The following is a 12,962-nucleotide window of genomic DNA, read 5'->3' on the forward strand; positions in this document are numbered from 1 at the left end:
CACCTTATTGAAAAACATGATGCTTGCCTTGCTGGCTTTAGGCATAGGGCAGGCAGTTTGGGCGTATGATGTGCCGGATTTTCAGGAAACGCTTCAAGCTGCGGAGCAAGGAAATGCACAAGCCCAATTTAATTTGGGTTGGATGTACGCCAATGGGGAAGGAGTTCGTCAAGACCCTGTGCAGGCAGTGCAGTGGTATCGCAAGGCGGCAGAACAAGGATTGGGCAATGCCCAATATAATTTGGGTGTGATGTATGCCAACGGACAGGGAGTCCGTCAGGACGATGCACAGGCAGCGCAATGGTATCGCAAGGCGGCAGAACAAGGGTATGCTCAAGCCCAATCTAATTTAGGTGTGATGTATGCCAACGGGCAAGGAGTCCGTCAAGACTATGTACAGGCAGTGCAGTGGTTTGGCAAGGCGGCAGAACAAGGGATTGCAGAAGCCCAATCTAATTTGGGTGTGATGTATGTCAAAGGGCAAGGAGTTCGTCAGGACTATGCACAGGCGGTGCAGTGGTATCGCAAGGCGGCAGAACAAGGGATTGCACAAGCCCAATATAATTTGGGCGTAATGTATGAAAAAGGGCTGGGAGTCCGTCAAGACCTTGTACAGGCAGTACAGTGGTATCGCAAGGCAGCAGAACAAGGAAATGTCGATGCCCGATTCAATTTGGGTGTGATGTATGCCAACGGACGAGGAGTCCGTCAAGACTATGCACAGGCGATGCAGTGGTATCGCAAGGCGGCAGAACAAGGGGATGCTCAAGCCCAATTTAATTTGGGTTTGATGTATGCTAACGGACGAGGAGTCCGTCAGGACGATGCACAGGCAGAACAGTGGTATCGCAAGGCGGCAAAACAAGGGGATGCAAAAGCCCAATATAATTTAGGCGTGATGTATGCTAACGGGCAAGGTGTTCGTCAGAACTATAAGATCGCCAAAGAGTGGTTTGGTAAGGCTTGTGATAACGGACTGCAACTAGGTTGCGATGCTTACCGCAAATTGAATTAGGCAGGATATTGAATTTTTCTAAAGGCCGTCTGAAAAAACTTAGGACAAAACCAAAATGACTTTCCAAAACAAAAAAATCCTCGTCGCCGGACTCGGCGGTACGGGTATTTCCATGATTGCCTATCTGCGCAAAAACGGCGCGGAGGTGGCTGCTTATGATGCGGAGTTAAAACCGGAGCGCGTGTCGCAAATCGGCAAGATGTTTGACGGGCTGGTGTTTTACACGGGTCGTCTGAAAGATGCGTTGGACAACGGTTTCGATATTCTGGCACTCAGTCCCGGCATCAGCGAGCGTCAGCCGGATATCGAGGCGTTCAAGCAAAACGGCGGGCGCGTGTTGGGCGACATTGAATTGCTGGCGGACATTGTGAACCGCCGCGGCGACAAGGTGATTGCGATTACCGGCAGCAACGGCAAAACCACGGTAACGAGCCTGGTCGGCTATCTCTGCATCAAGTGCGGGCTGGATGCCGTTATCGCGGGCAATATCGGTACGCCGGTTTTGGAGGCGGAATTGCAGCGCGAAGGCAAAAAGGCGGATGTGTGGGTGTTGGAGCTTTCCAGCTTCCAACTGGAAAACACCGAAAGCCTGCGCCCGACTGCGGCGACGGTGCTGAACATTTCCGAAGACCATCTCGACCGCTACGACGATTTGCTCGACTACGCGCATACCAAAGCCAAGATTTTCCGTGGCGATGGCGTGCAGGTTTTGAATTCAGACGACGTGTTCTGCCGCGCCATGAAGCGTGCCGGGCGCGAGGTGAAATGGTTTTCGTTGGAACACGAAGCCGATTTTTGGTTGGAACGCGAGACAGGTCGTCTGAAACAAGGCAATGAGGATTTGATTGCCACGCAAGACATCCCGCTGCAAGGCCTGCACAACGTCGCCAACGTTATGGCTGCCGTCGCCTTGTGCGAAGCCGTCGGTTTGCCGCGCGAAGCATTGCTCGAACACGTTAAAACCTTCCAAGGCCTGCCGCACCGCGTGGAAAAAATCGGCGAGAAAAACGGCGTGGTATTCATCGACGATAGTAAAGGCACGAACGTCGGCGCGACCGCCGCCGCGATTGCCGGTTTGCAAAATCCGCTCTTCGTCATTTTGGGCGGCATGGGCAAAGGGCAGGACTTCACGCCCCTGCGCGACGCGCTTGCCGGCAAGGCAAAAGGCGTGTTCCTGATCGGTGTCGATGCGCCGCAAATCCGCCGCGATTTGGACGGCTGCGGTCTGAATATGACCGACTGCGCCACTTTGGAAGAAGCGGTTCAGACGGCATACGCCCAAGCCGAATCGGGCGATATCGTGCTGCTCAGCCCCGCCTGCGCGAGCTTTGATATGTTCAAAGGCTATGCGCACCGTTCGGAAGTCTTTATCGAGGCGTTTAAGGCTTTGTGAGGCCGTCTGAAACATGAAAAGAGGGTTGAAAATCGGTTTGGCGGCGGTTTTGCTTTTGACAGTCGCTGCTGGAGTGATTTGGTATTCCATGCCCATCCGTTCCGAGCAGACCGTTGCGACATCAGGCGAGTCGACCGTTGCTGCGCCAAGCGAAACGCCGCTTTCCGAAGATGCCGTTATCGACAGGTTGGTCGTGCATAAAAGCAAGCGCACCATGTCGGCGTACTCGCAAGGCAAGTTGCTGAAAACCTATCCCATTGCGCTGGGCAAGCAGCCCGTCGGGCATAAACACTTTGAAGGCGACGGCAAAACGCCCGAAGGGAAATACCGCATCAACGATCGCAATCCCAACAGCGCATACCACAAAAACCTCGGCGTTTCCTATCCCAACGAGGCCGACAAAGCCTACGCGGCGGCACAAGGTAAAAGTCCGGGCGGGCTGATTAAAATCCACGGCATCAAAAACGGCTGGGGTTCCATCGGCAAAAGGCATCTGCAAAGAGACTGGACTGACGGCTGCATCGCGGTAACGGACGAGGAAATCGACGAACTCTACCGCAGCGTGAAACACAACGCGGAAATTGAGATTTTGCCGTAAACCTTGTACGCCATCGCCTCAAAGGTCGTCTGAAAACGTCAAGGCGGTTTCAGACGACCTTTTTTGCGTGTGTGATGGGTAGGGGAGGGCGCACAAAACGCTGGAATCCGACTGTCTTTAAAGAATCTGAATTGTTGCTTTGGCAAGAAACCTTTAGAATGACGTTTTTCTGATTCACGCTATTTTTTCAGACGACCTTCGATGTCCCGATTAGGCGGAGGGTCGTCTGAAACGCTTTGTTCTGGTTGTTTCGGGGCGGATTTTTCCGTCTGCCCCCATACGGATGTTTTTCATGATTAGTCTTTCCAAACTTCTTGACCGCCCGATTTCTTTGGACGGTCGGAAATTCGATGTGTCACTGTTGTGGATGGTCGTTTTGATGACCGCCTTCAGCCTGGTAATGATTTATTCTGCGTCGATTGCCTATGCCGCGTCCGAAGGCGGCAATCAGTTTTCTTTTGTCAGCAAGCAGGCGATGTTTGTCGGCGCGAGCGTATTGGGCTGCCTCGGGCTGTCGCTGTTGAGCATGAGTTTTTGGCGGAAAATCATTCCGTTTTATTTTGCTTTTTCCGCGATTTTGCTGGTGGTCGTGTTGTTTGTCGGCCGTGAAATCAACGGGGCGACGCGTTGGATACATATCGGGCCGCTCAATCTTCAGCCGACCGAGTTGTTCAAGCTGGCGACGGTTTTGTATTTGTCCAGCCTGTTCACGCGGCGCGAGGAAGTGTTGCGCAGTATGGACTCTTTGGGCTTGAAACCGCTGTTTGTCGGTTTGTTCAATGCTTTTATGTGCCCGTTCAGCAAGGAAGCGCGTCAGAAAACTTGGCAGAAGCTGAAGAAGTTTAAAAACATCCTGCTGCCTATCGTGATGATTGCGCTGGGTTTGGTTTTTGTCATGGCGCAACCTGATTTCGGCTCGTTTGTCGTGATTGTGTCGATTACGATGGGTATGCTGTTTTTGGCGGGTTTCCCGTGGAAATATTTTGCTGTCTTGGTACTGAGCGTGCTGGGGGGGATGGGTGTGATGATTTTGGCGGCACCCTACCGTATGGCGCGCGTGTCGGCATTCTTGGACCCTTGGGGTGATCCTTTGGGCAAAGGTTATCAGTTGACGCATTCGTTGATGGCGATTGCGCGCGGCGAATGGTTCGGTCAGGGCTTGGGCGCGAGTTTGGAAAAACGCTTCTACCTGCCCGAGGCGCATACCGACTTTATCTTTGCCGTCATCGGCGAGGAATTCGGGTTTGTGGGGATGTGTATTTTGGTGTTCTGCTACGGCTGGCTGGTGATGCGCGCATTCTCCATCGGCAAGCAGGCGCGTGATTCCGGACTGACGTTCAGCGCGTATGTCGCCAACGGCATCGGTATTTGGATAGGGATTCAAAGTTTCTTCAATATCGGCGTCAACATCGGTATCCTGCCCACCAAAGGCCTGACTTTGCCGTTGATGTCTTACGGCGGTTCGGCGGTTGCCGTTATGCTGGTGTGCGTTACCTTATTGTTGCGCGTCGATTATGAAAACCGCAAAAAAATGCGCGGTTACCAAGTGGAGTAAATCATGGGCGGTAAAACTTTCATGCTGATGGCGGGCGGTACCGGCGGCCATATTTTCCCTGCGCTGGCGGTGGCGGATTCATTGCGCGCGCGCGGCCATCATGTGATTTGGCTGGGCAGTGAAGGCTCGATGGAAGAGCGCATCGTGCCTCAATACGACATCCTGCTCGAAACGCTGGCGATTAAAGGCGTGCGCGGCAACGGCATCAAACGCAAGCTGATGCTGCCGTTTACTTTGTATAAAACCGTCCGCGAAGCGCAGCGGATTATCCGCAAACACCGCGTCGAGTGCGTCATCGGTTTCGGCGGCTTCGTTACCTTCCCCGGCGGCTTGGCGGCGAAGCTCTTGGGCGTGCCGATTGTGATTCACGAGCAAAACGCCGTGGCTGGTTTGTCCAACCGCCAATTGTCGCGCTGGGCGAAGCGGGTGTTGTACGCCTTCCCGAAAGCGTTCAGCCACGAAGGCGGTTTGGTCGGCAACCCCGTCCGCGCCGATATTGCCAACCTTCCAGAGCCTGCCGAACGCTTCCAAGGGCGTGAAGGTCGTCTGAAAATCTTGGTGGTCGGCGGCAGTTTGGGCGCAGACGTTTTGAACAAAACCGTACCGCAGGCATTGGCTTTGCTGCCCGACGATGCGCGCCCGCAGATGTATCACCAATCGGGTCGGGGCAAGCTGGGCAGCTTGCAGGCGGATTACGACGCGCTGGGCGTGAAAGCCGAATGCGTGGAATTTATTACCGACATGGTGTCCGCCTACCGCGATGCCGATTTGGTGATTTGTCGTGCCGGCGCGCTGACGATTGCAGAGTTGACGGCGGCGGGGCTGGGCGCGTTGCTGGTGCCGTATCCTTATGCCGTCGATGACCATCAAACCGCCAATGCGCGTTTTATGGTGCAGGCGGAGGCGGGGCTGCTGTTGCCGCAAGCCCAGTTGACAGCGGAAAAGCTCGCCGAAATCCTCGGCGGCTTAAACCGCGAAAAATGCCTCAAATGGGCGGAAAACGCCCGCACATTGGCACTGCCGCACAGCGCGGACGATGTGGCAGAAGCCGCCATTGCGTGTACGGCATGATGACATGATGTGATGAACGAAACAGAGGTCGTCTGAAAACCAAGAAACGGGTTTCAGACGACCTTTTTGCAACTTGGCAGCCGTATTGTGCGGGAGTATGATGTAAATAGGAATTTCTCTCAATGGAGGCTGCCATGTCTGAAAAAATCTCTCCCGAAACCGTTTCCGTCTTGTCCAGTACCATGCTGATTCCCCTGTGGGCGAAGGCCGTAGAGCAGGGTAGGGCGCAGCCGCTTTTGCGCGATGACGAAGCCGTGCGGATGTTGGACAAGATAGACTACGACTTCAGCAAGTTTGCCAAAGTCAAAGCATCGCAGGTCGGCTGTTGCGGGCGGGCGAAGCTGTTGGACGATATGACCCGGCATTTTATCGCCGAACATCCCGATGCCGTCGTCGTGCAAATCGGCGCGGGGCTGGATGCGCGTTACGAACGCTTGGGTAAGCCGCGCATTACCGCCTGGTATGATTTGGATTTGCCGGAAGTGATTGAAGTGCGGCGTATGCTGCTGCCCGAGTCGGACAATCATTATCTGGGCGCGTCCATGTTCGACGAAGCGTGGATGAACACCGTTGCCGCGCACGGCAAACCCGTGTTGCTCGTGATCGAAGGTGTGTTGATGTATTTCGAAGAAACGCAGGTGCAGGACTTTTTCAAACAGGTTGCACGCCGCCTGCCGCACGCCCAACTTGCCTTCGACACTATCCCAAAGGCCTACATCGGACAAAGCAAACGCCACGACGCACTCGGTAAAATGGACAAACCGCCCGAGTTCCGCTGGGCGATAAGCGGAACGGACGACATCCGACGACTGATGCCGGGCGTGGAAATCATCGAAGAAGCGGGCTTGAGCAGCGTCTGCAAACCGCGTTATCCGTGGCTCTTGCGCCTTGTATATGCGACCGCGTGGGGACGGCGCAAATTGGATATGCGCTTGATGAGGATACAAGTGCCGTCAAGTTGAGATGCGCGAGGTCGTCTGAAAACGGTTTTCAGACGACCTTATGTTTTGTTTTTGCTGGTATTTTGGTGGCTGAAGTCGAGTTTAAAAATGGGTAATTCGCCGCCGAACCCAACTTCATTTTTACCCATATTGCCACCAATGTGAAATCCTGTATGCCGAAACATCTTTAATTTACAAGAAAACTATGGCGCAGAAGCGGATAGCCCTTTAAAATAACGCCTTTACGCATCGAAAATCCACCGGAACGCAACATCATGATGAAAAATCGAGTCACCAACATCCATTTTGTCGGTATCGGCGGCGTCGGCATGAGCGGTATCGCCGAAGTCTTGCACAATTTGGGCTTTAAAGTTTCCGGTTCGGATCAGGCGCGAAATGCGGTTACCGAGCATTTGAGCAGCTTGGGTATTCAAGTTTATCCCGGTCATACTGCCGAACATGTCAACGGCGCGGATGTTGTCGTAACTTCTACCGCCGTCAAAAAAGACAATCCCGAAGTCGTCGCTGCTCTGGAGCAGCAAATTCCCGTCATTCCGCGCGCCCTGATGCTGGCGGAACTGATGCGCTTCCGCGACGGCATCGCCATTGCCGGTACGCACGGCAAAACCACGACCACCAGTCTGACCGCCTCTATCCTCGGCGCGGCAGGTCTCGACCCCACTTTCGTTATCGGCGGCAAACTCAATGCCGCAGGTACCAACGCCCGCTTGGGCAAAGGCGAATATATCGTCGCCGAAGCCGACGAGTCCGATGCGTCCTTCCTACATTTGACCCCGATTATGTCCGTCGTCACCAATATCGACGAAGACCACATGGATACTTACGGACACAGCGTCGAAAAACTGCATCAGGCGTTTGTTGATTTTATCCACCGTATGCCGTTCTACGGTAAAGCATTTTTGTGTATCGACAGCGAACACGTCCGCGCGATTTTGCCCAAAGTGAGCAAACCCTACGCGACTTACGGCTTGGACGATGCCGCCGATATTTACGCGACCGACATCGAAAGCGTCGGCGCGCAAATGAAGTTTACCGTTCATGTTCAAATGAAAGGACATGAGCAGGCGCCGTTTGAAGTCGTGTTGAACATGCCCGGCAGACACAACGTCCTCAATGCTTTGGCAGCCATCGGCGTGGCGCTGGAGGTTGGTGCATCCGTCGAAGCGATTCAGCGCGGCTTGCTCGGTTTTGAAGGTGTCGGCCGCCGCTTCCAAAAATACGGCGACATCAAGCTGCCCAACGGCGGAACCGCGCTGTTGGTGGACGATTACGGACACCATCCCGTCGAAATGGCAGCAACCCTCTCCGCCGCACGCGGCGCGTATCCGGAAAAACGGTTGGTGCTCGCCTTCCAGCCGCACCGCTATACCCGCACGCGCGATTTGTTCGAAGACTTCACCAAAGTCCTCAATACCGTTGACGCGCTGGTGTTGACCGAAGTTTATGCCGCCGGCGAAGAGCCGATTGCCGCCGCCGACTCCCGCGCCCTTGCCCGCGCCATCCGCGTATTGGGCAAACTCGAGCCGATTTACTGCGAAAACGTCGCCGACTTGCCTGAAATGCTGTTGAACGTTTTACAGGATGGCGACATCGTGTTGAATATGGGTGCGGGCAGCATCAACCGCGTTCCTGCCGCGATGCTGGAGTTGTCAAAAAAAGCCTGAGGCGGAAATTTTATCGTGATGCCGCGATAGCTGCCCGATGAAGCGATGTCCCATCGGGTGGGCAAGCAAGATTAAGGTCGTCTGAAAACCCGATTCGTTTTCAGACGACCTGTATCAAAAAATGAAGTAATTAAGAAAGAACAAAAACAATGCAAAATTTTGGCAAAGTAGCCGTATTGATGGGCGGCTTTTCCAGCGAACGCGAAATTTCTCTGGATAGCGGTGCCGCCATTTTGAATGCCTTAAAAAGCAAAGGCATAGACGCACACGCCTTCGACCCTAAAGAAACGCCCTTGGCGGAATTGAAAACCCAAGGTTTCCAAACTGCTTTCAATATCCTCCACGGTACTTATGGCGAAGACGGTGCTGTTCAGGGCGCGTTGGAATTGTTGGGCATTCCTTATACCGGCAGCGGTGTCGCCGCTTCAGCCATCGGCATGGACAAATACCGCTGCAAACTGATTTGGCAAGCTTTGGGGCTGCCCGTTCCCGAGTTTGCCGTTTTGCACGAAGACTCCGATTTCGATGCCGTCGAACAACAACTCGGCTTGCCCATGTTCGTTAAACCGGCAGCCGAAGGCAGCAGCGTCGGCGTTGTGAAAGTGAAAGAAAAAGGTCGTCTGAAAAGCGTTTACGAAGAATTGAAACACCTTCAAGGTGAAATCATCGCCGAGCGATTTATCGGCGGCGGCGAATATTCCTGCCCCGTGTTGAACGGCAAAGGCCTGCCCAGCATACACATCATCCCCGCGACCGAGTTTTACGACTACGAAGCCAAGTACAACCGCGACGACACTGTTTATCAATGTCCGTCCGAAGACTTGAGTGAGGCTGAAGAAAACCTGATGCGTTCCCTGGCAGTCCGCGGGGCGCAGGCAATCGGGGCAGAGGGCTGCGTACGCGTCGATTTCCTCAAAGATACCGACGGTAAACTTTACCTCTTGGAAATCAACACGCTGCCCGGCATGACGAGCCACAGTTTAGTACCGAAATCTGCCGCCCATACCGGCGTGGATTTTGCCGATTTATGCATTGAAATTCTGAAAACCGCACATGTGGGATGACGCAAGCGCACTGGGTCGGCTGACCCGCTGGCTGTTGCTGCTGATGGCATTGCTGCTCATCGGTACCTGCATAGCCTGGCTATACAACTCCAATCATTTTCCCGTCAAACAAGTGTCTATACAGGGCAAGCTGACCTATTCGGACGGGAAAGCACTTCAGCGCGCCGCTCAACAGCACACGCACAGCAATATTTTCCGTGCCGATTTGGACGGTATTCAGGCAGCCTTTCAAAAGCTGCCGTGGGTGGATTCCGCCATGGTGCGCCGCCGCTTCCCCGATACTGTCGAAATCCATTTGACCGAGCGCGTGCCTGTCGCGCATTGGCGCAGCGGCGGTTTGGTCGATTCCAAAGGCAATGTGTTTGACGCCCAGCTCAAAGCCAAGCTGCCCATCTTTGAAGGACAGCCCGGTACGGGCAAAGACATGGTCAAACACTACGAAGAATTTTCCGGCATCCTCCGCCGGCAAAATCTGGCGATTAAAGAACTGATTTATACGCCGCGCTCCGCCTGGTTGGTGGTCTTGGATAACGGGATTACCGTCAGACTGGGAAGGGAAAACGAAATCAAACGCTTACAGCTTTTCGCTGAAATTTGGCCGACGCTGTTGCGTAAAAATCAAAATCGGTTATCCTACGTTGATATGCGGTATAAAGATGGATTTTCCGTGCGTTACACATCAGAGACGCCGTCTGAAAATGTTTCAGACGACTAAAGCCAAGCAAACGGCGTGAAGCAAACTATTGCCAATACAGACAAATAGTTATAACTCCAGCGAAATAACGAGCAAATATAATGGAACAACAAGGTAAATATATCAGTGCCCTTGATATCGGCACATCCAAAGTCATCGCCCTGATTGGCGAAGTACAAGACGACAACGAAATCCACATCGTCGGACTCGGACAGGCACCGTCTCGCGGCCTTAAAGCAGGCATGGTAACCAACATTGACGCGACGGCCCAAGCCATTCAGCAGGCAGTCAATGAAGCCGAATTGATGGCGGACACCAAAATCAGCCACGTTACGACCGGTATCGCGGGTAACCATATCCGCAGCTTGAATTCGCAAGGGGTTGTCAAAATCAAAGACGGTGAAGTTTCGCAAGCCGACATCGACCGCGCCATCGAAACCGCCAAAGCCATCAACATCCCGCCGGATCACAATATCCTGCATACCGTGGTGCAAGAATACATCATCGACAACCAGCCCGGCGTCAAAGAGCCTATCGGTATGAGCGGCGTCCGTCTCGATACCCGCGTACATATCATTACCGGTGCCAATACCGCCCTGCAAAACATCCAAAAATGTATCCATCGTTGCGGTTTGCAGATGGACCAAATCATGCTTCAGCCTTTGGCGAGCGGTCAGGCTGTTTTGACTGAAGACGAAAAAGATTTGGGCGTATGCGTCATCGACATCGGCGGCGGTACGACCGATATTGCCGTTTATACCAACGGCGCCATCCGCCATACTGCCGTGATTCCCGTGGCGGGCGATTTGATTACCAAAGATTTGGCACAAGCACTGCGCACCCCGCACAGCGCTGCCGAATACATCAAAATCCACTACGGCGTAGCGATTCCCGATATGGATGGCTTGGACGAAATGGTCGAAGTTCCCAGCGTCGGCGACCGTCAACCCCGTCAGATTTCCCGCCGCGTTTTGGCAAGCGTCATCGGTCCTCGCGTCGAAGAAATCTTAGAGTTGACCCTTAACGAATTGCGCCGTTCCGGCTTCCCTGAAGAAGTGCTCACATCAGGCATCGTTCTGACTGGCGGCGCATCTATGCTGACCGGCATCGTTGAGCTTGCCGAAGAAGTATTCGCCTTGCCTGCACGCATCGGCGTACCTCAAGAAATGGGCGGCGTATCCGAACGCATCCGCAATCCACGCTATTCAACCGCCATCGGTCTTTTGCAGGCGGCAAGGGGAGAAGAAGATGGCGCACCGGTGACCGGCGCTATCGTAGTTCATGATCAGGCTGAAAAAATCAGTCTGTGGGCAAGATTGATGAAATTTGTTAAAGACAATTTCTGATTGTTCCGTTACTTGCTTACAGGGAAAATGAATTGCCGTCGGAATAGTTCCAATCGCAATAATTAAAAACTTGTGTGCTTTCGTTAAAAAATGTAGTAAAAAAATAACGGTAATGGTGAATGAATAAGAAGTATTTTGCCAGCGTCGGAATACTTCTTATATAATACGGGTAATATCTAAATTTTTGGACCGTCCTCGATGCAGGGCGCGCAGGAGTATTTGAATGGAATTTGTTTACGACGTAGCTGAATCAGCCGCAAGCCCTGCGGTCATCAAAGTAATCGGCTTGGGTGGCGGCGGTTGCAACGCTATTAACAACATGATTGCCAACACCATCCAAGGTGTTGAATTTATTAGTGCCAATACTGATGCACAATCTTTGGGTAAAAATAACGCAGCCAAGCGCATCCAATTGGGTACTAATCTGACCCGTGGTTTGGGTGCGGGTGCCAATCCTGAAATCGGCCGTGCTGCGGCACAAGAAGATCGCGAAGCCATCGAAGATGCTATTCGCGGCGCGAATATGTTGTTCATCACCACCGGTATGGGTGGCGGTACCGGTACCGGTGCGGCTCCTGTGGTTGCCGAGATTGCCAAAGAAATGGGTATCCTGACCGTTGCAGTCGTTACCCGTCCGTTCGGCTACGAAGGCAAACGCGTACACATTGCCCAAGAAGGTTTGGAGCAGCTTAAAGGTCAAGTCGATTCATTGATTATCATCCCGAACGACAAACTGATGACCGCATTGGGTGAAGACGTGACCATGCGTGAAGCGTTCCGTGCGGCGGACAACGTCCTGCGTGATGCCGTAGCCGGTATTTCCGAAGTGGTTACCCGTCCCGGTTTCATCAACCTTGACTTCGCCGACGTTAAAAACGTAATGGGCATCAAAGGTATCGCCATGATGGGTTCCGGTTTTTCCCAAGGCATCGACCGTGCCCGTTTGGCAACCGAACAAGCGATTTCCAGCCCGTTGCTGGATAATGTGACTCTGGATGGCGCGCGCGGCGTATTGGTCAACATCACTACCGCTCCGGATTGCCTGAAAATGTCCGAATACCGTGAAATCATGAAAGTGGTTAACGAGAATGCGCATCCTGAAGCAGAATGCAAATACGGTACTGCCGAAGATGACAACATGGGCGAAGACGCTATCCGCGTAACCATTATTGCGACCGGTTTGAAAGAAAACGGCAGCGAAAACCAAATGCGTGCGGCTGTCCGCGCACAAAAACTGGTTAGCGGAGTCGATGATTCCCATGTTCAACAACCGGGTAGTGTAGAAAGCCTGGTAAGAACCAACCGCGGTATTCGCTCCATGAATCTGACTGCGGCAGATTTCGGCAATCAGTCTGTTTTAGATGATTTTGAAATTCCTGCGATTTTGCGCCGTCAGCACAATCCTGATAAATAATCGATAAAAAGCCTGCTTTAAGCAGGCTTTTTTGTATCTGTGCAATGTAGAGATAGGGTGTAATTTTAGAGGGAGTCAAAGAGAGGGTGGGTTGATATCCTTTGATATTATTCTTGTGTGAATAAAAATCTATTGTTAAGACTCAGCTTTGGGTTTTATAGTGGATTAACTTTAAACCAGTACGGC

11 protein-coding genes are annotated in these 12,962 nt (G+C 52.9%); all 11 read left to right on the top strand.

The features are described 5' to 3' along the window. Nucleotides 1-7: 7 nt before the first annotated feature. On the top strand, nucleotides 8-1,015 hold the full coding sequence (locus tag HMPREF3050_RS02135; protein ID WP_070773284.1) for an SEL1-like repeat protein: 1,008 nt from the start codon (nucleotides 8-10) through the stop codon (nucleotides 1,013-1,015). 55 nt (nucleotides 1,016-1,070) lie between these two features. Further along, the gene (gene murD, locus HMPREF3050_RS02140; RefSeq protein ID WP_070773285.1) at nucleotides 1,071-2,408 is read left to right on the top strand and encodes a UDP-N-acetylmuramoyl-L-alanine--D-glutamate ligase; all 1,338 of its coding nucleotides are present in this window, start codon (nucleotides 1,071-1,073) and stop codon (nucleotides 2,406-2,408) included. Between the two features lie 13 nt (nucleotides 2,409-2,421). Continuing rightward, the gene (locus HMPREF3050_RS02145) at nucleotides 2,422-3,006 is read left to right on the top strand and encodes a L,D-transpeptidase family protein (RefSeq protein WP_070773286.1); all 585 of its coding nucleotides are present in this window, start codon (nucleotides 2,422-2,424) and stop codon (nucleotides 3,004-3,006) included. Between the two features lie 292 nt (nucleotides 3,007-3,298). After that, nucleotides 3,299-4,561: an FtsW/RodA/SpoVE family cell cycle protein gene (locus HMPREF3050_RS02150; RefSeq protein WP_009312758.1), complete on the top strand. Its 1,263-nt coding sequence runs from the start codon at nucleotides 3,299-3,301 to the stop codon at nucleotides 4,559-4,561. Nucleotides 4,562-4,564: 3 nt separating this feature from the next. Then, nucleotides 4,565-5,632, top strand: a complete 1,068-nt coding sequence (murG, locus tag HMPREF3050_RS02155) for an undecaprenyldiphospho-muramoylpentapeptide beta-N-acetylglucosaminyltransferase (protein ID WP_070773287.1) — start codon at nucleotides 4,565-4,567, stop codon at nucleotides 5,630-5,632. Nucleotides 5,633-5,766: 134 nt separating this feature from the next. Next, nucleotides 5,767-6,594, top strand: coding sequence for a class I SAM-dependent methyltransferase (locus HMPREF3050_RS02160; RefSeq protein ID WP_210399905.1), 828 nt, complete (start codon nucleotides 5,767-5,769; stop codon nucleotides 6,592-6,594). Between the two features lie 254 nt (nucleotides 6,595-6,848). Next, complete coding sequence (gene murC, locus HMPREF3050_RS02165; protein WP_039410413.1) at nucleotides 6,849-8,258, top strand: UDP-N-acetylmuramate--L-alanine ligase; 1,410 nt, start codon at nucleotides 6,849-6,851, stop codon at nucleotides 8,256-8,258. 149 nt (nucleotides 8,259-8,407) lie between these two features. Next, on the top strand, nucleotides 8,408-9,322 hold the full coding sequence (locus HMPREF3050_RS02170) for a D-alanine--D-alanine ligase (protein ID WP_003757235.1): 915 nt from the start codon (nucleotides 8,408-8,410) through the stop codon (nucleotides 9,320-9,322). Next, complete coding sequence (locus tag HMPREF3050_RS02175; RefSeq protein ID WP_003757233.1) at nucleotides 9,312-10,037, top strand: cell division protein FtsQ/DivIB; 726 nt, start codon at nucleotides 9,312-9,314, stop codon at nucleotides 10,035-10,037. The genes HMPREF3050_RS02170 and HMPREF3050_RS02175 overlap by 11 nt, the downstream gene beginning before the upstream one ends. 80 nt (nucleotides 10,038-10,117) lie before the next feature. Beyond that, nucleotides 10,118-11,362 (top strand): cell division protein FtsA, encoded by a 1,245-nt coding sequence (ftsA, locus tag HMPREF3050_RS02180; RefSeq protein WP_003779891.1) that lies wholly within the window; start codon nucleotides 10,118-10,120, stop codon nucleotides 11,360-11,362. Between the two features lie 223 nt (nucleotides 11,363-11,585). Then, a complete protein-coding gene (ftsZ, locus tag HMPREF3050_RS02185; RefSeq protein WP_003757229.1) occupies nucleotides 11,586-12,776 on the top strand; it encodes a cell division protein FtsZ in 1,191 nt (396 codons plus the stop codon). The last annotated feature ends 186 nt before the right edge of the window (nucleotides 12,777-12,962 follow it).

Origin of the sequence: Neisseria sp. HMSC065D04, assembly GCF_001815675.1 — a bacterium.
Classification (GTDB): Bacteria; Pseudomonadota; Gammaproteobacteria; order Burkholderiales; family Neisseriaceae; genus Neisseria.